Source organism: Cribrihabitans marinus (genome assembly GCF_900109035.1).
Classification (GTDB): domain Bacteria; phylum Pseudomonadota; class Alphaproteobacteria; order Rhodobacterales; family Rhodobacteraceae; genus Cribrihabitans; species Cribrihabitans marinus.
Genome location: NZ_FNYD01000004.1, coordinates 316,173 through 335,389 on the forward strand (window position 1 = coordinate 316,173; position 19,217 = coordinate 335,389).

A 19,217-nucleotide genomic window follows, 5' to 3' on the forward strand; every position below is an offset into this window, starting at 1 on the left:
ATCAGCCGGAGTGAACATGCTGGGACTCGGAACGCTCGCCAAAAAGGTGTTCGGAACGCCGAACGACCGCAAGATCAAGGCGACCCGCCCGCTGATCGACAGGATCAACGCGCTGGAAGACGAGTTCGCCAAGCTGGACGATGACGGCCTGAAGGCCCGCACCGAAGAGCTGCGCAAGCGCGCGCTGGAGGGCGAGAGCCTGGACGACCTGATCCCCGAAGCCTTTGCCAATGTCCGCGAGGGAGCCAAGCGCGCCCTGGGCCTGCGCGCCTTCGACGTGCAGCTGATGGGCGGGGTGTTCCTGCACCAGGGCAACATCGCCGAGATGAAGACCGGCGAGGGCAAGACCCTGGTCGCCACATTTCCCGCCTATCTGAACGCGCTGACCGGCAAGGGCGTGCATATCGTCACGGTGAACGAATACCTGGCCAAGCGGGACGCCGAATGGATGGGCAAGGTCTATGCAGCGCTCGGCATGACCACCGGCGTGATCTGGTCGGGCATGCCCGAAGAGGAAAAGCGCGCCGCCTATGGCTGCGACATCACCTATGCCACCAATAACGAGCTGGGATTCGATTACCTGCGCGACAACATGAAATCGGAACTGAGCCAGCTGTTCCAGAAGCACCACAACTTCGCCATCGTCGACGAGGTCGACTCGATCCTGATCGACGAGGCGCGCACGCCGCTGATCATCTCGGGGCCCTCGCAGGACCGGTCGGATCTCTATGTCACGATCAATGCCATCATCCCGCTGCTCAAGCCCGAACATTACGAGCTGGACGAGAAGACCCGCAACGTGACCTTTACCGACGAGGGCAACGAGTTTCTCGAAGAGCAGCTGAAGGCCCGCGACCTTCTGGAACCCGAGCACACACTCTATGACCCCGAGAGCACGACGGTGGTGCACCATGTGAACCAGGGCCTGCGCGCGCATATCCTGTTCACCAAGGACAAGGACTATATCGTCCGCGATGGCGAGGTCGTGCTGATCGACGAATTCACCGGCCGGATGATGCCGGGCCGCCGCCTGTCCGACGGCTTGCACCAGGCAATCGAGGCCAAGGAGGGCGCAACCATCCAACCCGAGAACGTGACCCTGGCCAGCGTGACGTTCCAGAACTATTTCCGGCTCTACGACAAGCTGGCCGGCATGACCGGCACCGCCACCACCGAGGCCGAGGAATTCGGCGAGATCTACGGTCTTGGCGTGGTCGAGGTGCCGACCAACAAGCCGATCGCGCGCGACGACCAGGACGATCAGGTCTATCGCACGGTGGCCGAGAAATACGCTGCCATGATCGCCGAGATCAAGAAGGCGAACGAGAAGGGGCAGCCGGTCCTGGCAGGCACCACCTCGATCGAGAAGTCGGAACAGCTGAGCCAGCTGCTGACCAAGGAAGGCATCAAGCACAACGTCCTGAACGCGCGCCAGCACGACAAGGAGGCGCAGATCGTCGCCGAGGCCGGCCGTCTGGGCGCAGTGACCATCGCCACCAACATGGCCGGTCGCGGCACCGACATCCAGCTGGGCGGCAATGTCGAGATGCAGGTTCTGGCGGCGCTGGCAGAAGACCCCGAAGCCGACCCCGTCGAGCTGCGCAAGCGCGAAGAGGCAAAGCATGCCGAGGAGAAGCAGAAGGTGATCGAGGCGGGCGGCCTCTACGTGATGGCCTCGGAGCGGCACGAGAGCCGCCGCATCGACAACCAGCTGCGCGGCCGTTCGGGCCGTCAGGGCGATCCGGGTCGCACCGTGTTCTACCTCAGCCTCGAGGACGACCTGATGCGGATCTTCGGATCCCAGCGGCTGGACAAGGTGCTCACCTCGCTGGGCATGAAAGAGGGCGAGGCGATCATCCACCCCTGGGTGAACAAGTCGCTGGAACGGGCCCAGGCCAAGGTCGAGGGCCGCAATTTCGACATGCGCAAGAACGTGCTGAAATTCGACGACGTGATGAACGACCAGCGCAAGGTGGTCTTCAGCCAGCGGCGCGAGATCATGGCCGCCGAGGACCTGTCGGAAATTGTCGGCGACATGCGCCGCCAGGTGATCGACGACCTGGTCGACCAGTTCATGCCGCCGAAGACCTATGCCGACCAGTGGGACGCCGAGGGTTTCTATGCCGCGGTGATCGAAAACCTGGGTGCCGACCTGCCGATCATCGACTGGCTGGCCGAAGAGGGCGTGGACGACGATGTCGTGCGCGAGCGGCTGGTCAAGGAGACCGACGAACTGATGGCCAAGAAGGCCGTCGAGTTCGGCCCCGAGACCATGCGGAACATCGAAAAGCAGATCCTGCTGCAGACCATCGACGCGAAATGGCGCGAGCATCTTCTGACGCTCGAACATCTCCGCTCGGTCGTTGGGTTCCGGGGATACGCCCAGCGCGATCCGCTGAACGAATACAAGAACGAGAGCTTCCAGCTGTTCGAATCCATGCTCGACAGCCTGCGCGAGACGGTCACGCAGCAATTGTCGCGGGTGCGTCCGCTGACCGAGGAAGAGCAGAAGCAGATGCTGGCCCAGATGGCCGCCCAGCCAGCCGCGGCACAGCCCGCCGAGGAGCCGGCCGCCGAACAACCGGCAGCCGAGCCGGCGCGCGAACCGGCGCTGGCCGAGGCCGGCGGTGACGCCCCCGCCGCACAAGGTTTCGTCGAGGATGATCCCACCACATGGGGCAATCCCGGCCGCAACGAGAAATGCCCCTGCGGCTCGGGCAAGAAGTTCAAGCACTGCCACGGACGCCTGGCCTGACCTTGCCCCGGGGTTGACAAAAAGAGTCCCAAGGCCGGTCACATCTTGGCCCTCTTTGTTGACGACAGTTCACGATGAGCCAGTCGGCGATGGAGATGGGGATGGATTTCAAACGCAGGGTCATGATGTGGGGCGGAACGATCGGATGTGCCCTCGGCATCGGCTTCGTCATGCAGAGCACCGCGCAGCCCGAACGCGTGATGCACGCGCCGTCGCCGGTGGCGCAGCTTTCGGTCCGCGCACCCAACCCGTCCACCGATGTCGACGACTATGCCATGCTCGACGTGACCGGGATCATTCTGACCTCGGCGCTGACCGAGATTCCCGAACCCGACCGCCTGACCCTCCCCTTGCAGGAGGGCGAGCGCCTGGCCAGCATGGCCGGCGTGGAACAGGCCGCGCCCGAAGATCCCGCCGTGCCGATCCTGGGCTGCCAGGTCGCGGCCGAAGCCAGCGTCCTGCCCATGGCGCGCGTGGAACTGTCGATCAGCGCGCCCTGCTATGGCGGCCAACGCGTGACGATCCACCACAGCGGCCTGGCCTTCACCGAAGTCACCGATGCCGAGGGCGCGCTTGACGTCATCGTGCCCGCGCTCAGCCGGCAGGCGGTCTTCGTCATCTCCCTCGACAACGGCAAGGGCAATGTCGTGCAGGCGCGGGTCGACGACCTGCACGCCTATGACCGGGTTGCCGTGCAATGGGCCGGACCGGTGGAACTGCAGGTGCACGCCCGCGAATTCGGCGCCGACTATGGCGGCCCGGGCCATGTCTGGGCGGCCTCCGCGGCCAAGGGTGCGGGCGCCGTGGTCCGCCTGGGCCGGACCGACACACTGTCGCCGAAGCTGGCGCAAGTCTACACCTTTCCGACCGCCTATGCCGGGCGGAACGGCGAGGTGTCGATCAGCATCGAGGCCGAGGTCACGGCCGACAACTGCGCCCGTGACATCACCGCGCAATCGCTGGAACTGCGCGGCGAAGGCCCGCTGCGCACCCGCGACCTGATGCTGTCGATGCCCAATTGCGATGCCACCGGCGACTTTCTGGTGTTGAATAATCTGATCGAAGACCTGAAGATCGCGGCCAAGTAACCCGCAGGCAAATTCAGGTTCCAGATGGCTTGGTGTCGTGCGGCGGTTTTCGCCGCACTTTCTCTTTTCTGCGCCGCCCGGCCGGGCCTGGCCGAAGATGTCGCGCTGACCTCGCATGACGGCAAGGTCGAGATCACCGGCACCCTGCTGGGCTTCGACGGCGAGTTCTACCGCGTCGATACAAAGTTCGGAGAACTGACCGTCGACTCCTCGGGCGTCACCTGTGATGGGCCCGGTTGCCCGAACCTGACCGATTTCGTGGCCGAACTGACCTTCTCGGGCTCATCCACGATGGCCGAGGTGCTGCTGCCGGCGCTGGTCGAGGGCTATGCCCTGCGCAACGGCTATCGCACCCAGCGCCGCAGCCACGATGCCACGCATTTCACCTATCGGCTGAGCCAGCCGGACCGGTTGTCGCCGGTGGCCCGGTTCTCGTTCCGGGTCTCGACCACCGACGAGGGGTTTGCCGACCTGCTGGCCAACGAGGCCGATATCGTGATGGCCCTGCGTGAGATCCGGCCCGAGGAACGCCGCTTTGCCCGCGATGCCGGCATGGGCGACCTGACCGGGCCGAACCGCTCGCGGGTTCTGGCGTTGGACGCGATGGTGCCGGTGGTTGCGCCCGACAACCCGATCGACAGGATCTCGACCCCGGACCTGGCGCGGGTCTTTTCGGGTGAGATCGTCAACTGGTCCGAACTGGGCGGGCCCGACGCACCCATCGCGCTGCACCTGCCGGATGCGGGCTCGGGCCTGGCGCAGGCGGTCGAGGACCGGCTGCTGAAACCAGCCGGCCGCGCCCTGGCGCCTGAGATCCGGCGCCACAAGCGCAGCAGCCAGCTGGCGCGCGCGGTCACAGCCGATCCCTTTGCCATCGGCCTGGCCAGCTTCGCCGAGACCGGACCCGCCCGCGCCCTGACGCTGAGCGGCGCCTGCGGCTTTTCGCTGACCGCAACGCGGCGCAGCATCAAGACCGAGGACTACCCCCTCAACTCGCCGATGTTCCTGTATCTGCCGGCCCGGCGCCTGCCCAAGATCGCGCGCGAATTCCTCGCCTATGCGGTCAGCCCCGCCGCGCAGATCGTCATCCGCCGCGCCGGGTTCGTGGACCAGATGCCCGAGCTGATCCCGCTGCGCGCACAGGGCGACCGGCTGGCCAACGCCATCGCGCAGGCCGGCCCCGAGACCGGGCTGGACGAGCTGCAGCGTCTGGTCTCGGTCCTGTCGCCGATGTCGCGCCTGACCACGTCATTCCGGTTCGAGACCGGATCCTCGCGCCCCGATGCCCAGTCGCGGGCCAATATCGTGCAATTGGCGCAGGCCCTGGAATCCGGCGCGCATGACGCCAAGACGCTGGTCTTTGTCGGCTTCAGCGACGGACAGGGACCGGCCGAGGCCAATGCGCGCATTGCCCGCCGCAGGGCGGAATCGGTACGCGATGCGGTGCTGGACAGTGCCGAGACATTTGACCGCGGGCGGGTGAAGATCGCAGTCGAGGCCTTCGGCGAGGCGCTGCCGATGGCCTGCGACAACTCGGACTGGGGCCGGCAGGTCAACCGCCGGGTCGAGGTCTGGATCCGCTGACCGCTCAGAGATAGCCCTGCGCGCGAAAGCTGAGCTCGACCGATTTCCCGACAATGATGTGGTCATGCAGAGTCAACCCCAGTGCTGCGCAGGCATCGCCGACACGGGCGGTCATGTCGATATCCGACTGCGACGGAGTCGGATCGCCCGACGGGTGGTTGTGCACCAGAATCAGCGCCGAGGCGTTCAGCTCCAGCGCTCGCTTGGCCACCTCGCGCGGATAGACCGGCACGTGATCCACGGTGCCGCGCGCCTGTTCCTCGTCCGCGATCAGCACGTTCTTGCGGTCGAGATAGAAGACCCGGAACTGCTCGGTCTCGCGATGGGCCATGGTGGTGTGGCAATAATCCAAGAGCGCGTCCCAGCCCGAGATCACCTGCCGCTGCATCACCCGGGCGCGGGCAAGCCGCTGCGCGCAGGCCTCCAGCAGCTTCAGCTCGCAGATCACCGCATCCCCCACGCCCTTGACCACGCGCAACCGCTCGGCCGGTGCGCTGAGCACGCGGTTGAAATCCCCGAACGTGTCCAGCAGCAGCCGCGCCAGCGGTTTCACGTCCTGCCGCGGTATCGCACGGAACAGGGCCAGTTCCAGCAACTCGTAGTCCGGCATCGCCGCGGCGCCGCCAGTCATGAACCGCTCGCGCAGGCGCTTGCGATGATCCCTGATGTAGGAGGGCAGCCGCCCCGCCACCGGACGGGCGGGCGCCTCGTCCGGGTCGAACAGCTGCCGCGCCTCGTGAAACCCTGTCTGATCCATGGCCCGGATGCTGGTCCGATTCGGTTTCCAGGCGGTTAATGCTCGCCCGCCATCCGCATCGTCGCCCGCCGCACCGCCAGATGCAGCAGGACCGAGAACACCCCCAGCGTCAGCATCGCCGCGAACATCAGGTCGGTCTTGGCCCGGCCATTGGCCAGCAGCATCAGGTATCCCAACCCGCGCGACGCGCCGACCCACTCGCCGATCACTGCCCCGATCGGGGCATAGACCGCCGCCAGCCGCAGCCCCGAGGCCAGCGAAGGCAGCGCGGCCGGCACCCGGATGTGCCACAGCACCGACCGCTTGCCGGCCTGCATCGTCTGCGCCAGGTCCAGATAGCCGCGCGGCGTCCGCATCAGCCCGTCGAAAAAGGCCGAGGTCACGGGAAAGTAGATGATCAGCACCGCCATCGCCACTTTGGACCACAGGCCATAGCCCATCCACAGCGTCAGGATCGGGGCCAGCGCAAAGACCGGCAGCGCCTGGGTGAAGACCAGCATCGGCTGCACCAGAACCCGCGCCAGCCGCGAGGTGGCCAGCTGGATCGCCGTCACCACGCCCAGGGCCGCGCCCAGCAGCAGCCCGATCAGAACCTCTAGCGCCGTGACCAGCGTGTGTTCGGCAATCACCGCGCGGTTGCTCCACCAGGCCTCGGCCACCACCGCCGGCCCCGGCAGGATGAAGCGCGGCAGCCCGGTCAGCAGGACCACCGCCTGCCAGAGCAGCAGGGCGAACACCGTCGCGATCAGGGCGGCACCGTATTTCATGCCGCCTCGGCCCGCAGCAGGCGCATCAGAGCGCCCTGCGCGCCCAGCGTCTCGGGGTCGTCCACATGGCGCGGGGCCGGCGCGTCGGGGGGTGATACCTGCGTGAGACCCGCGGGCGTCATCACGTTGATGGCATGGCCCAGCCGCGCCGCCTCGGCCGGATCATGGGTCACCAGAAGGACCGTGCGCCCGCTGAGCAATTCGGCGGCCAGATCCTGCATGTCCGCCCGCGTGCGCGCATCCAGCGCCGAGAACGGCTCGTCGAGCAGGATCACCGGCTTGTCCTCCATCAGGGTGCGGGCCAGCGCCACGCGCTGCCGCTGACCGCCCGAAAGCTCGGCCGGACGCTTGCCCAGATGCTCGCGCAGCCGCACCCGGTCCAGCAGGTCCATGAGGCGCGCCCGGTCCTGGCGCTCGCCGCGCAGCCGGGCGCCCAGGCCGATGTTGCGCTCGACGCTGGCCCAGGGCAGCAGCAGGTCGTCCTGCGCCATGTAGGCCACGCGCCGCGCCACCGGCGCGCCGTCACTGGCTGCAATGCGTCCCGAGAATCGCACGCCAGTTTCGAGCCCGGCAATCAGGCGCAGGATCGTCGATTTGCCGACGCCCGAGCCACCCAGCAGGCAGGTCCACTGCCCAGCCTCCAGCCGCAGCGCGAGCGGGGCGAACAGGGCCGCGCCATCCACGTCCGCACGCCCGTCAAAGGTGATCTCCGGCGCGCTGTCCATTACGGCTGCATCCCCATCTGCCAGAATCCGATCTCCAGCTCGGTGGCCGTGCGGAACCTGTCGCAGAGCCTTGCCCAGCGCGGCGACGCCTCGAAATCCGCGCCGATCCGCCGTGTCAGAGCCTGATCGAACAAAGCACCCGCCGCCCGGCAGGCCTCCTGATACTCCGATCCCGCATAGGTGTCGATCCAGTCGCGATAGCGCTGCGACGTCGCCTCCTGCGCCAGCCGCGCCCCGATCTCGCCATAACCCAGCACACAGGGCATCAGCGCGGCCAGCAGATCGGCCAGATCGCCACTGAAACCCGCATCCAGTACGAAGCGGGTATAGGCGAGGTTGCCGGGCCGCTCGCGCGTGGCGAACAGCGCCTTGCCGGAAATCCCGGCCTCGGCGCAGATCCCCACATGCAGCGGCATCTCGTGGGTGATCAGCGCGTTGACCGTGCCCACCGCCGCCTGCATTTCGGCGGCCGTCTCGGATTTCACCACCGCCAGCGCCCAGGCGCGGGCGAAATGGGTCAGGAACACGTAATCCTGCCGCAGGTAGTGCAGAAAGGCCGCCTCGGGCAGCGACCCGTCGCCCAGCCCCCCGACAAAGGCGTGGCGGGTATAGTCCCGCCATGCCCCGCCGGCGGCGCGGCGCATCAGCCCGAAGGCCCGGCCGTAACCCGCGTCACTCATTGCGCGGTCACGTCGATCGCGATGGTGTCGACCGGGTTCACCGAGGGGATCAGCCCGGCCTCGTTCAGAAAGGTCTCGAACCGCGCATAACGCCCCGCATCCAGCGCAGCGGGGCGCAGAGCGAAACGCGGCAGCGTGTCGGCCCAGGCGCGCTCGTTCAGCTCGTCCTGCAACTCGGTCGAGGTGGCCGAGAAGATCTCCCAGCTTTCTTCGGGGTTGTTGATGATGAACTGCGTGGCCTTCTCGGTGGCTTCCAGGAACCGGGCGATCCGCCCCGCATCCATCCGCTCGGGATTGGCGACATAGATCAGCTCGTCATAGGGCGGCACGCCCTCCTCCTCGAGGTAGAAGCACCGGCCCTCGATCCCTTCAATCTCCATCTGGTTCAGTTCGAAATTGCGGTAGGCGCCGATCACCGCATCCACCTGGCCCGACATCAGCGCCGGCGACAGCGAGAAGTTCACGTTGATCATCTCGATCTCGTCCAGGCGCACGCCGTGTTCGCCCAGAACCGTGGTCAGGATCGCCTCTTCGACCCCGGCCACCGAGAACCCGACCTTGCGCCCCTTGAGGTCGGCCGGCGTCTGCACCGGCCCGTCCTTGAGCACCAGAAGGCAATTGAGCGGCGTCGCGATCAGGGTGCCCACCCGTTTCAGCGGCAGGCCCTCGTGGATCTGAAGGTGCAGCTGCGGCTGATAGCTGACAGCCAGATCCGCCTGCCCGGCAGCCACCAGCCGCGGCGGAGCCGACGGGTCGGCCGGGGCTACCACCTCGACCTCCAACCCCTGTTCGGCGAAATAGCCCTGCTCCTGTGCGATGACGATCGGCCCGTGATCGGGGTTCATGAACCAGTCCAGCATCACCGTCATCTTGTCCTGCGCCATCGCCGGTGTGGCGGCGAACAGCGCCAGGGCGGTCATCAGTCGTTTCATGTCAGTGGTTCCTTTTCAGTCATCAGGAGGTTGCGGCCGCGACGAGCACGATCTCGTCCGGCCAGGTCGGTTTCAGTCTCTCGGCCGTGCGCCAGGCCCGCAGCCCGGTGGCGCAGCACAGCGCCAGCCGACCACCGCGCACGCCTTGGCAACCGGCCAGGTCGTCCGCGCCCAGCCGCTCGGCAAGCGGATGTACCGGGATGGGCGCCTCGGCGGCGCTGCGCAGATCGACGATACGGTCGGCGGCGGTCAGCTGTTCAGCTGCGACAAAGCGGAATCCGCCCGGCGGCTCGGGCGCGGTGTCGAAGCGGAAACCGCTACTGCGCAGGGTGCGCGCGTCGAATTGCACCATCCGGCCCAGCGGCGACGGATCAAAGCCCAGCAGCACCGCCAGCGCCATCTGCGCCTGCATCGCGCCCAGCATCGCCACCGCCGGTCCCAGAACCCCGGCCGTGGCGCAGCTGGCACCGCTGTCGGGCGCATCGGGAAACACCGCGCGCAGCGACGGTGCGCCGCCGCAGAACCCGCCGACATAGCCGCCCAGTCCCAGCACCGAGGCGCTGATCAGGGGCCGGGCGGCGTCGCGGCAGGCATCGCTGAGCGTATAGCTGGCCGCATAGCTGTCAGCGCAGTCCAGGATCAGGTCGGCCGCGTCCACCAACGCGGGCGCATTGGCCGGGGTCAGAGCCTGAGTCAGGGCATCTGCGGTTGTTTCCGCGTTGAGCGCCCGGCAATAGCGGGCGGCGGCCTCGGCCTTGGGCCGGCCGCAATCGGATTCCGCGAAAAGCGTCTGCCGGTGCAGGTTGCCGATCTCGACCACGTCCGGATCAACGATGGTCAGCTGCCCCACTCCGGCCCCCGCCAACAGCGGCAGGACGGGGGCTGCCAGCCCGCCCGCGCCGATCACCAGCACCTTTGCGGCCGCCAACCGGGCCTGTCCGTCCGATCCGACCTCGGGCAGCTGCATCTGGCGGGCATAGCGGCTCATCTGGTGGCCTCGATCCATTGCCGCACCCGCGCCTCGGGGTCCGGGTTCAGGGTGATGTCGGTGACCGCCGCAACGATATCGGCCCCGGCCTCCAGCACACCCGGTGCGCGCTCGACGCTCAACCCGCCGATGCCGACCAGGGGGACCGCCCCGATCCGCGCCTTCCACTCGGTCACGCGCGTCAGGCCTTGCCGGTGCCATTTCATCTTCTTCAGGATGGTCGGATAGACCGGCCCCAAGGCGACGTAATCGGGCTCAAGCGCCAATGCGCGGTCAAGCTCTGCCGCGTCATGGGTGGAAATCCCCAGTTTCAGACCCGCATCGCGGATCGCGCCCAGGTCGGCACTGTCCAGATCCTCCTGCCCCAGATGCAGCCACTCGCACCCCAGGTCGATCGCCGCCCGCCAATGGTCATTGACCACCAGCTCCGCGCCCTGTTCGGCGCACAGGTCGCGGGCGCGGGCGATCTGGTGGCGGATCTCGCCCTCGGACCGGTCCTTGAGCCTGAGCTGCACCACTCGCACGCCCAACGGCAGCATCCGCTCCAGCCAGGCCACGTCCTCGAAGATCGGGTAGAACCGGTCGAGCGTCATGTGAGAAACGCCTTTCCGATCACCGGGGTCGACGCGGTGGCCATGTCGCGCGGCTCGATCGGATCGGCGCGATACGCCGATTGTCCGGCACGGGCGGCCAGCGCCATGGCGCGCGCCATCTCGACCGGATCGCCGGCCCGGGCGACGGCGGTGTTCAGCAAGACCGCGTCGTAACCCAGCTCCATCGCCCGGGCCGCGTGGCTGGGCAGGCCGATCCCGGCATCGACCACCAGCGGCACGTCGGGAAACTCGGACCGCAGGGCGCGCAGGCCATATTCGTTGGTCAGCCCCCGGCCGGACCCGATCGGCGCCCCCCAGGGCATGAGCACCTCGCACCCCGCCGCCAGCAGCCGCTCGCCCACCACCAGATCTTCAGTGCAATAGGGAAACACCTGGAATCCTTCCCCGGTCAGGATCCGCGCGGCCTCGACAAGCTGGAACACATCGGGTTGCAGGCTGTCGGTATGGCCGATCACCTCCAGCTTGATCCAGGGCGTGTCGAACACCTCACGCGCCATATGGGCGGTCGTCACCGCCTCCTTGACACTGTGGCAGCCGGCGGTGTTGGGCAGCACGCGCACGCCCAGCTCGCGGATCATCGCCCAGAAGCTCTGTCCCGCGCCACCCGCGCCCTCGCGGCGCAGCGACACCGTGGCCACGCCCGCGCCCGAGACGCGGAACGCCTCGGCCAGGATCGCCGGGCTCGGATATTGCGCGGTGCCCAGCATCAGCGGATCGCGCAAATCGACACCATAGAAACGCCGCATGGCTCAACCTCCCTGCATCGGCGCGACGACCTCGATCCGGTCGCCCTCGGCCAGCATGTGCCGTGAGCGCAGGGCGGAGGGCACGAACGCCTCGTTCACCGCGGTGGCGACGCGACCCGAGATGCCGGCCTCTTCCAGCAACGCGGCCAAGCTGCGCGCCTCAACCTCCTGCGGCTCTCCGTTAAGCACGATCTTCATCGACCAACTCCGTCTGTCTGTCCTCGAGCACCAGACCCGCCACCCCGCGCGCCAGCGCCGGGGCCATCAGATAGCCGTGGCGGTAGAGCCCGTTGGCATGGATCACCCGGCCCCGCCGCCGGATGCGCGGCAGGTTGTCGGCGAAGGCGGGGCGCAGATCAACGCCGATCTCCAGGATCTCGGCCTCGCCGAAGGCCGGGTTCAGCGCATAGGCGGCGCTGAGCAGTTCCAGCATGGACCGCGCGGTGATCCGGCCGCCATCCTCGGACTCGATCATCGTCGCGCCCAGCATGTAGATCCCGTCGCCACGTGGCACCACGTAGAGCGGCATCCGCGGATGCAGCAGGCGCACCGGGCGGGTCAGGTCCACGTCCCGACAGCGGATCACCAGCATCTCGCCCTTCACGCCGCGCAGGTCGGGCAACGCATCGCGCGCCCGCAGACCGCGGCAATCCACCGCCAGCGGCAGGTCCTGCGGCGCCGGCTTCCGGTGGAACACAACCCCGGCCTCGCGCAATTGCCGGTGCAGATCCGTCAGGGCCTGGCGCGGATCCAGATGGGCCTCGTCAGCGAAGAGCAGTCCCTGGCCGAACCCGACAAGATCAGGCTCTAACTGCGCGATTTCGTCCGTGTCGACCTTGCGAAATCCCTCGGTGCGGCGTGCGAAGCGGCGCAGATCCGGCAGGTCGCGGGCGTTGGCAACGACCAGCGTTCCGCGGCGCTCGACGCGGGTTCGTTCGGCCCACCAGCCGATCGCCTCCTGCCCCAGCCGCAACACCGGTTTCTCGGCAGTCTCGTATTCGCACCAGGGCGCCAGCATGCCGCCCGCCCACCAGGAGCAGGCTTGCGGGCCGGGGCCGCCGGCAGGGTCATAGACCTCGACCCCGGCGCCGCGCGCGACCAGCTCGCTGGCCACGCAGAGCCCGGCAACGCCCGCTCCCATGATGGCAACTTGTCTCATTGGTTCCATACCGCGTGGAAGTGATGGACCGGGCCGTGACCGTGACCGACCTGCAGGCTGTCGGCCCGCGCGATGGCACCCTGAAGATAGGCATGCGCCGCCCGCACCGCCTCGTCCAGCGCCAGCCCCCGGGCCAGTCCGGCGCAGATCGCCGCCGACAGGGTGCAGCCGGTTCCGTGGGTGTTGCCGGTCGGATGGCGCCGCGCGACCAACTCGCGCGCGCTGCCATCGGCCTGCACCAGCAGATCGCGGCAGGTGTCTCCGCCGGCGTGCCCGCCTTTCATCAGAACCGCCCCGGCGCCCAGCGCGCAGAGCGCATGCCCCTGTTGCGCCATCTCGTCCGGCGTCTCGGCCACCATGCGATCCAGCAGGCAGGCCGCCTCGGGCAAGTTCGGCGTCAGCAAGCTGGCGCGCGACAGCAGGCGCTCGCGCAGGGTCCGGACCGCATCACGGGCCAGCAGCAGGTCGCCGGATTTGGCGATCATCACCGGATCCAGCACCACCGGGCCGGAATAGGCCGCGATCCGGGCGGCCACGGCTTCGATCACCTCGGGTGTGGCCAGCATCCCTATCTTGATCGCCCCGATATCCAGATCGGACAGCACCGCGTCGATCTGCGCGCCGACGACATCTACAGGGATCGGATGCACGGCGCTCACGGCCCGCGTGTTCTGCGCGGTCACGGCGGTGATGACACTGGCGCCATAGACACCCAGGGCCGACATGGTCTTCAGGTCGGCCTGAATCCCGGCCCCGCCGCCACTGTCGGATCCCGCAATCGTGAGGGCGATCTTCGCCATGGACTTGCTCCGCGTTTTTTACGGGCAATAGCGGGGCGGACTGTCTGCGATACTCTGAGACCGTTCCCTCCGCCGGTATTGCCCGGATCAGGTTCGATGGGTCGACGCAACGCGCCTCTCAGCCTCAACGGGCACCCCAACGGCAGCGATACAGTCTCAGGCTTGGCGGCAAGATTCAAGGTCCCCGTTGCAATAAGGGGGGGCTTCCACTCGCGGACCGGGCCTCTCCGCCCGGCGTCACGCAGGTCCGGGCTGCGCAAGCACCACCAGATTCCGATCCGGGTCCCGCAACCGGACGAGGCTCGCCGTATCGGCAGGTTGAATGGCGGATGGCGCAAGCCCCGCGTCGGACAGCCGGGAGTGTTCGTTCCTCAGATCGCTGACGATAAGGGTCAGCGTTCCCCGCCCGGCATTCGAGGCATCCTCGAAAACCTGAAGTCCGGCGTGGTCTCCATGATGCCACTCCGCGAGGCCATCCATCGGCCGCGCGTCCGGGCTGCCCCCGAACAGGGTTTCGAACCACGGGACGCTCCGCGCCAGATCGCTGCAGGCAAGCTGGGCATAGATCTTTTCAATCGGCATAGTTTCCTCCGCTGTTGATCCTTTATCGCATGAAGGCCGACGAAGTTCATCATTGGCCCAAATCGACTCTGATTCGGCGCTTTTGGCCGGGTCACAAAGAAAAAGGCCGCCCAGACGGACGGCCTCCCTGGCGTTTTCGGATCGGGGCAGGATCAGCCCTTCATCCCGTCCCAAAAGGATTTCACGGTCGAGAAGAAACTCTTGGTCTCGGGGTTGTTGTCCTCGCTCAGATCCTCGAACTCGCGCAGCAGCTCTTTTTGCCGGCTGGTCAGGTTGACCGGTGTTTCCACCGCCAGCTCGATGAACATGTCGCCCGAAGCGCCACCCCGCAGGGCGGGCATGCCCTTGCCACGCAGGCGCATCTGGCGACCCGACTGGCTGCCGGCCGGGATCTGCACGCGGCCGCGGCCGCCGTCGATGGTCGGCACCTCGATCGAACCGCCCAGGGCCGCCTTGGACATGCTGACAGGCACCCGGCAATAAAGGTTCGGACCGTCCCTTTCGAACAGGTCATGCGGCGCGACCTCCACGAAGATATAGAGATCGCCGGGCGGTCCGCCGCGCATCCCCGCCTCGCCCTCGCCGGCCAGGCGGATGCGGGTGCCGGTCTCGACCCCCGCGGGGATGTTGACGCTCAGCGAGCGGTCCTTCTCGACCCGGCCGGCGCCGCCGCATTTGTCGCAGGGGTTCTTGATGATCTGGCCCATGCCGGAACAGGTCGGGCAGGTGCGTTCGACGGTGAAGAAGCCCTGCTGCGCGCGCACCTTGCCCATGCCCGAGCAGGTAGGGCAGGTGCTGGGTTCCGCGCCGCCGGACGAGCCGGTCCCGTCGCAGCCGGAACAGGCGACCGAGGTGGGCACGCGGATCGTCCTTTGCGCGCCGGAATAGGCATCCTCCAGCGTCACGCGCAGGTTGTAGCGCAGATCCGAGCCCCGCGCGGCCCGCCGTCCGCCGCCGCCGCGGTTGCCCATGAAATCGCCGAACAGGTCGTCGAACACGTCCGAGAAGGCCGACGAGAAATCGCCGCTGCCGAAACCCGCGCCGGGCCGCTGCCCGGCCCCTGCCCCGGTTCCGTTCTCGAATGCCGCGTGGCCGAACCGGTCATAGGCCGCCTTCTTGTCACCATCCTTGAGGATGTCGTAGGCCTCGTTGACCTCCTTGAACTGCGCCTCGGAGTCCGGGTCGTCCTTGTTGCGGTCGGGGTGAAGTTCCTTGGCCTTTCGGCGGAAGGCCTTCTTGATCTCTTCCGGCGAAGCGCCCTTGGTCACGCCGAGCACATCGTAGTAGTCGCGTTTTGCCATGGGTTTTTTCCTTTGGCCTCAACGTAGTCGGGCCGGCCCGGGATCCGGACCGGCCCGCCCTGGCCCGGTTCAGCTGTTATTTGCGCTTGTCGTCATCGAGATCTTCGAACTCGGCATCGACGATGTCATCCTGTTCGGGCGCCGCATCCGCCGCGGCCGGCTCGTCTTCGGTCTCCTCGGCCTGCGCCTTGTAGATCGCCTCGCCCAGCTTCATGGCCGCTTCGGTCACGTTCTGGATGCCGGCCTTGATCTTGTCGGCATTGTCCGATTCGACCTCGTCCTTGAGCGCGGCAATCGCCAGCTCGATGGCCTCGACCGTCGAGGGATCGACCTTGTCGCTGTGCTCTTCCAGCGATTTCTCGGTCGAATGGATCAGGCTCTCGGCCTGGTTCCGCGCCTCGACCAGCTCCTTGCGCTGCTTGTCGGCCTCGGCATTCTCCTCGGCGTCCTTGACCATCTTCTCGATATCATCGTCCGACAGGCCGCCCGACGCCTGGATCGTGATCTTCTGCTCCTTGCCGGTGCCCTTGTCCTTGGCGGAGACCGACACGATGCCGTTGGCGTCGATGTCGAAGGTCACCTCGATCTGCGGCATGCCGCGCGGCGCCGGCGGGATATCCTCGAGGTTGAACTGGCCCAGGATCTTGTTGTCCATCGCCATTTCGCGCTCACCCTGGAACACCCGGATGGTCACCGCGTTCTGGTTGTCCTCGGCAGTCGAAAAGACCTGGCTCTTCTTGGTCGGAATGGTGGTGTTGCGGTCGATCAGGCGGGTGAACACGCCACCCAGCGTCTCGATCCCCAGGCTGAGCGGGGTCACGTCCAGCAGCACCACGTCCTTGACGTCGCCCTGCAGCACGCCGGCCTGGATGGCGGCGCCCATCGCGACAACTTCATCGGGGTTCACGCCTTTGTGCGGCTCCTTGCCGAAGAACTTGGTCACTTCCTCAACAACTTTCGGCATCCGGGTCATGCCGCCGACCAGAACGATCTCGTCCACGTCCGAGGCCGAGATGCCGGCATCCTTGAGCGCGGCCTTGCACGGGCTGAGCGACTGCTTGATCAGGTCGCCGACCAGCGATTCCAGCTTGGCGCGGGTGAGTTTCATCACCATGTGCAGCGGCTGGCCGCTGCCGGGATCCATCGAGATGAACGGCTGGTTGATCTCGGTCTGGCTCGAGCTCGACAGCTCGATCTTGGCCTTTTCGGCAGCTTCCTTGAGCCGCTGCAGCGCCATCTTGTCCTTGGTCAGGTCGACGCCGTGCTCTTTCTTGAACTCGTCGGCCAGGTAGTTGACGATCCGCATGTCGAAGTCTTCACCGCCCAGGAACGTGTCGCCGTTGGTGGATTTGACCTCGAACAGGCCCTCGTCGATTTCCAGGATGGTCACGTCGAACGTGCCGCCGCCCAGGTCATAGACCGCGATGGTGTGGCTTTCGGTCTTGTCCAGGCCATAGGCCAGCGCCGCCGCGGTCGGCTCGTTGATGATCCGCAGCACTTCCAGACCGGCGATCTTGCCGGCGTCCTTGGTGGCCTGGCGCTGGGCGTCGTTGAAATAGGCGGGCACGGTGATGACGGCCTGCGTCACTTCCTCACCAAGATAGCTTTCGGCGGTTTCCTTCATCTTCCCGAGGATGAAGGCCGAGATCTGCGACGGCGAATACTTCTCGCCCTTCGCTTCGACCCAGGCGTCGCCGTTGCCGCCGTCGATGACGGTGAACGGCAGGTTCTTCTTGTCCTTGGCCAGATCCGTGTCGTCATTGCGGCGGCCGATCAGGCGCTTGACGCCGAAAATCGTGTTGTCGGGGTTGGTGACGGCCTGCCGCTTGGCGGATTGCCCGACCAGTCGCTCATCATCGGTGAAGGCGACGATCGAGGGCGTCGTCCGCGCCCCTTCGGAGTTTTCGATTACCTTGGGCTGCGAACCGTCCATGATGGCGACGCAGCTGTTGGTGGTCCCGAGGTCGATACCGATAACCTTGCTCATGTGTTTCGATCCCTTTCGTCTTAGGCGATTTCCCGCGGCCGGAACCCGCAACGGCATCCCGGCCCCGATTTCATTGCGCTACGGCTGTCTGCCCTGCGCGTCCCGGCGTATATAGGGGCGTATCCGCGGGCCTGCAAGCACCGCGAATTGCGTCTTTTCACGAAACCGGGCGCAATATGAAAACCTTTTGGAAAGCTGCGTGAAAGGATCGAAAAGACAGCCGATGCCACGTTTGTCCGTCCGCGGGTTCGACATCCACAAAGGGTGCCTGGACGCCGCCGCACAGTCCGACATCCTCGAGGCGCTGCGACCGGTTCTGAGACGCGCGCCCCTGACCACGCCCGAGACCCGGCGCGGGCAGAAACTGTCGGTCCGGATGAGTGCCGCCGGAGAGCTGGGCTGGACCTCGGACCGGCGCGGTTATCGCTACGAGCCACGGCACCCGCGCGGCACGCCCTGGCCGGCGATCCCGGATCCGGTGCTGCGGGTCTGGACCCGGGTGACCGAGCTGGAGCACCGGCCGGACAGCTGCCTGATCAACTACTATGGCGCCGATGCGCGCATGGGCCTGCACCAGGACCGGGACGAGGCCGACCTGTCCTGGCCGGTGGTGTCGATATCGCTGGGCGACGACGCGCTGTTCCGGATCGGCAATACAACGCGCGGCGGGAAGACCGAATCGATCTGGCTGCACTCGGGCGATGTGGTGGTGATGGGCGGCGAAGCCCGGCTGGCATATCACGGGATCGACCGCATCCGCTTCGGCTCGTCCCGCCTGCTGCCCAAGGGCGGCCGGATCAACCTGACCCTGCGGGTTGCCGGCTGACCGTGCTCGCGTCAGCGCCGGGCGAACCAGCTGATCGACACGCGGCGGCGGGTAAAGAACTCGCCCATCAGCCCCAGCATGACCAGACCGACACCGACCCAGACCGCATATTCCCAACTGGAGTTCTGCGGGAAATAGTTTCGGAAGACAAAGCCCCGGCACTGGTCGATGGCATGGAACAACGGGTTCCAGTCGAACAGCGGCAGCATGTAGCCCGACAGCGAGTTGCCCAGGACCATCTTGCCCGAGAAGATCATGTTGGCGCGGCGGTGGAAGGTCACCAGGATCCCGGTCAGGGTCGGCAGCCACGGCCTGAGCGCCAGCAGCAGCAGGCCGAAGGCGCATCCGGTGCCCCAGGCGATCAGCAACATGCCGAAGGCGCCGACCGGATCCTCGATGACGATCGGATTGACCAGCGCATGGTAGACGAACAGGATCACGCTGATCGACAATACCTGAATATAGAGCGCCGAAAGTCCCGCCGCAGCGATCGAAATGATCGTGTTCATCGGCGCGTGCAGCATCATGCCGCCCAAGGGATTCCCGGCGCCCATTATGCTGGACACAGCCCGGATATGCGCCATGAAGAGCATCACCCCGGCCATCAGATAAAGCACGAAATCGCCCCGGATCGCAGCCGCTCTGCGCATACCGGGGATGATGGTGAACATCAGGTAGAAGGAACCGAAGATGACCAGCGTCCGCAGGATGTTGATCACCAGCGCAAGGACGGCGTTGCTGTGCGACGCACGCAAGTTGTTCACGGTGGAATGAAAGATCAGTTCGGCGGTGGTGAAGGCACCGCTCAACAAGGAATTATTCTGTCTGAACCGAAACACTCAGAGGCTTTCCCGAAACGCTGCCCGCAATCTCGCACGGAATTCTTGCCGTTCCGTTGCCACGCCATCATAAGAACGACAAGCGAA

At 66.6% G+C, this 19,217-nt stretch carries 19 protein-coding genes and 1 riboswitch; of the genes, 4 read left to right on the forward strand and 15 right to left on the reverse strand.

Annotated features, from left to right (window positions below):
- Positions 1–16: 16 nt before the first annotated feature.
- The 3 genes from secA to BMX57_RS08680 all read left to right on the forward strand — a co-directional run bounded on the left by secA (position 17) and on the right by BMX57_RS08680 (position 5,427).
- Complete coding sequence (secA, locus tag BMX57_RS08670; protein WP_092365181.1) at positions 17–2,755, forward strand: preprotein translocase subunit SecA; 2,739 nt, start codon at positions 17–19, stop codon at positions 2,753–2,755.
- A gap of 101 nt (positions 2,756–2,856) precedes the next feature.
- Positions 2,857–3,843 (forward strand): hypothetical protein, encoded by a 987-nt coding sequence (locus BMX57_RS08675; RefSeq protein WP_092365556.1) that lies wholly within the window; start codon positions 2,857–2,859, stop codon positions 3,841–3,843.
- A gap of 24 nt (positions 3,844–3,867) precedes the next feature.
- On the forward strand, positions 3,868–5,427 hold the full coding sequence (locus BMX57_RS08680) for a substrate-binding domain-containing protein (RefSeq protein ID WP_092365184.1): 1,560 nt from the start codon (positions 3,868–3,870) through the stop codon (positions 5,425–5,427).
- 4 nt (positions 5,428–5,431) lie between these two features.
- Here BMX57_RS08680 and radC read toward each other — a convergent pair whose 3' ends face one another.
- From radC to dnaK, 14 genes are all read right to left on the reverse strand, one after another.
- Positions 5,432–6,184: a RadC family protein gene (gene radC / locus BMX57_RS08685; protein ID WP_092365187.1), complete on the reverse strand. Its 753-nt coding sequence runs from the start codon at positions 6,182–6,184 to the stop codon at positions 5,432–5,434.
- A gap of 35 nt (positions 6,185–6,219) precedes the next feature.
- Complete coding sequence (locus BMX57_RS08690) at positions 6,220–6,951, reverse strand: ABC transporter permease (RefSeq protein ID WP_092365189.1); 732 nt, start codon at positions 6,949–6,951, stop codon at positions 6,220–6,222.
- Complete coding sequence (locus BMX57_RS08695; RefSeq protein ID WP_092365192.1) at positions 6,948–7,676, reverse strand: ABC transporter ATP-binding protein; 729 nt, start codon at positions 7,674–7,676, stop codon at positions 6,948–6,950. Before BMX57_RS08695 ends, BMX57_RS08690 begins: the two co-directional genes overlap by 4 nt.
- Positions 7,676–8,356 carry a thiaminase II gene (gene tenA, locus BMX57_RS08700; protein WP_092365195.1) on the reverse strand — a complete coding sequence of 227 codons (681 nt, stop codon included), beginning with the start codon at positions 8,354–8,356 and terminating at the stop codon, positions 7,676–7,678. Before tenA ends, BMX57_RS08695 begins: the two co-directional genes overlap by 1 nt.
- Positions 8,353–9,288: an ABC transporter substrate-binding protein gene (locus BMX57_RS08705; RefSeq protein ID WP_092365198.1), complete on the reverse strand. Its 936-nt coding sequence runs from the start codon at positions 9,286–9,288 to the stop codon at positions 8,353–8,355. Before BMX57_RS08705 ends, tenA begins: the two co-directional genes overlap by 4 nt.
- A gap of 22 nt (positions 9,289–9,310) precedes the next feature.
- Positions 9,311–10,276: a HesA/MoeB/ThiF family protein gene (locus tag BMX57_RS08710; protein WP_092365201.1), complete on the reverse strand. Its 966-nt coding sequence runs from the start codon at positions 10,274–10,276 to the stop codon at positions 9,311–9,313.
- Entirely contained in the window at positions 10,273–10,869 is a 597-nt protein-coding gene (locus BMX57_RS08715; RefSeq protein WP_092365204.1) for a thiamine phosphate synthase, read from the reverse strand. Before BMX57_RS08715 ends, BMX57_RS08710 begins: the two co-directional genes overlap by 4 nt.
- Positions 10,866–11,636, reverse strand: coding sequence for a thiazole synthase (locus BMX57_RS08720; protein WP_092365207.1), 771 nt, complete (start codon positions 11,634–11,636; stop codon positions 10,866–10,868). Before BMX57_RS08720 ends, BMX57_RS08715 begins: the two co-directional genes overlap by 4 nt.
- 3 nt (positions 11,637–11,639) lie before the next feature.
- Positions 11,640–11,834, reverse strand: coding sequence for a sulfur carrier protein ThiS (thiS, locus tag BMX57_RS08725; protein WP_092365210.1), 195 nt, complete (start codon positions 11,832–11,834; stop codon positions 11,640–11,642).
- Positions 11,818–12,795: an FAD-dependent oxidoreductase gene (locus BMX57_RS08730; RefSeq protein ID WP_092365213.1), complete on the reverse strand. Its 978-nt coding sequence runs from the start codon at positions 12,793–12,795 to the stop codon at positions 11,818–11,820. Before BMX57_RS08730 ends, thiS begins: the two co-directional genes overlap by 17 nt.
- A complete protein-coding gene (gene thiD, locus BMX57_RS08735; protein ID WP_092365216.1) occupies positions 12,792–13,595 on the reverse strand; it encodes a bifunctional hydroxymethylpyrimidine kinase/phosphomethylpyrimidine kinase in 804 nt (267 codons plus the stop codon). Before thiD ends, BMX57_RS08730 begins: the two co-directional genes overlap by 4 nt.
- A gap of 47 nt (positions 13,596–13,642) precedes the next feature.
- Positions 13,643–13,744: riboswitch (TPP riboswitch) on the reverse strand.
- 88 nt (positions 13,745–13,832) lie between these two features.
- The gene (locus BMX57_RS08740) at positions 13,833–14,177 is read right to left on the reverse strand and encodes a VOC family protein (protein WP_092365219.1); all 345 of its coding nucleotides are present in this window, start codon (positions 14,175–14,177) and stop codon (positions 13,833–13,835) included.
- Between the two features lie 152 nt (positions 14,178–14,329).
- Positions 14,330–15,478, reverse strand: coding sequence for a molecular chaperone DnaJ (gene dnaJ / locus BMX57_RS08745; protein WP_092365222.1), 1,149 nt, complete (start codon positions 15,476–15,478; stop codon positions 14,330–14,332).
- A gap of 76 nt (positions 15,479–15,554) precedes the next feature.
- Positions 15,555–17,465 carry a molecular chaperone DnaK gene (gene dnaK, locus BMX57_RS08750; RefSeq protein WP_092365225.1) on the reverse strand — a complete coding sequence of 637 codons (1,911 nt, stop codon included), beginning with the start codon at positions 17,463–17,465 and terminating at the stop codon, positions 15,555–15,557.
- Positions 17,466–17,688: 223 nt separating this feature from the next.
- Between dnaK and BMX57_RS08755 the strand changes: the two genes are divergently transcribed.
- On the forward strand, positions 17,689–18,291 hold the full coding sequence (locus BMX57_RS08755) for an alpha-ketoglutarate-dependent dioxygenase AlkB family protein (protein WP_092365228.1): 603 nt from the start codon (positions 17,689–17,691) through the stop codon (positions 18,289–18,291).
- Between the two features lie 11 nt (positions 18,292–18,302).
- On the opposite strand, the gene BMX57_RS08760 is transcribed toward BMX57_RS08755, so the two are convergent.
- Positions 18,303–19,100 (reverse strand): ABC transporter permease, encoded by a 798-nt coding sequence (locus tag BMX57_RS08760; protein ID WP_308419731.1) that lies wholly within the window; start codon positions 19,098–19,100, stop codon positions 18,303–18,305.
- Positions 19,101–19,217 lie beyond the last annotated feature (117 nt).

Excerpts from the sequence above, each read along its gene's own strand:
- secA (WP_092365181.1), top strand. The coding sequence starts at position 17 with ATGCTGGGACTCGGAACGCTCGCCAAAAAGGTGTTCGGAACGCCGAAC.
- BMX57_RS08675 (WP_092365556.1), top strand. The coding sequence starts at position 2,857 with ATGGATTTCAAACGCAGGGTCATGATGTGGGGCGGAACGATCGGATGT.
- BMX57_RS08680 (WP_092365184.1), top strand. The coding sequence starts at position 3,868 with ATGGCTTGGTGTCGTGCGGCGGTTTTCGCCGCACTTTCTCTTTTCTGC.
- radC (WP_092365187.1), bottom strand. The coding sequence starts at position 6,184 with ATGGATCAGACAGGGTTTCACGAGGCGCGGCAGCTGTTCGACCCGGAC.
- BMX57_RS08690 (WP_092365189.1), bottom strand. The coding sequence starts at position 6,951 with ATGAAATACGGTGCCGCCCTGATCGCGACGGTGTTCGCCCTGCTGCTC.
- BMX57_RS08695 (WP_092365192.1), bottom strand. The coding sequence starts at position 7,676 with ATGGACAGCGCGCCGGAGATCACCTTTGACGGGCGTGCGGACGTGGAT.
- tenA (WP_092365195.1), bottom strand. The coding sequence starts at position 8,356 with ATGAGTGACGCGGGTTACGGCCGGGCCTTCGGGCTGATGCGCCGCGCC.
- BMX57_RS08705 (WP_092365198.1), bottom strand. The coding sequence starts at position 9,288 with ATGAAACGACTGATGACCGCCCTGGCGCTGTTCGCCGCCACACCGGCG.
- BMX57_RS08710 (WP_092365201.1), bottom strand. The coding sequence starts at position 10,276 with ATGAGCCGCTATGCCCGCCAGATGCAGCTGCCCGAGGTCGGATCGGAC.
- BMX57_RS08715 (WP_092365204.1), bottom strand. The coding sequence starts at position 10,869 with ATGACGCTCGACCGGTTCTACCCGATCTTCGAGGACGTGGCCTGGCTG.
- BMX57_RS08720 (WP_092365207.1), bottom strand. The coding sequence starts at position 11,636 with ATGCGGCGTTTCTATGGTGTCGATTTGCGCGATCCGCTGATGCTGGGC.
- thiS (WP_092365210.1), bottom strand. The coding sequence starts at position 11,834 with ATGAAGATCGTGCTTAACGGAGAGCCGCAGGAGGTTGAGGCGCGCAGC.
- BMX57_RS08730 (WP_092365213.1), bottom strand. The coding sequence starts at position 12,795 with ATGAGACAAGTTGCCATCATGGGAGCGGGCGTTGCCGGGCTCTGCGTG.
- thiD (WP_092365216.1), bottom strand. The coding sequence starts at position 13,595 with ATGGCGAAGATCGCCCTCACGATTGCGGGATCCGACAGTGGCGGCGGG.
- BMX57_RS08740 (WP_092365219.1), bottom strand. The coding sequence starts at position 14,177 with ATGCCGATTGAAAAGATCTATGCCCAGCTTGCCTGCAGCGATCTGGCG.
- dnaJ (WP_092365222.1), bottom strand. The coding sequence starts at position 15,478 with ATGGCAAAACGCGACTACTACGATGTGCTCGGCGTGACCAAGGGCGCT.
- dnaK (WP_092365225.1), bottom strand. The coding sequence starts at position 17,465 with ATGAGCAAGGTTATCGGTATCGACCTCGGGACCACCAACAGCTGCGTC.
- BMX57_RS08755 (WP_092365228.1), top strand. The coding sequence starts at position 17,689 with ATGCCACGTTTGTCCGTCCGCGGGTTCGACATCCACAAAGGGTGCCTG.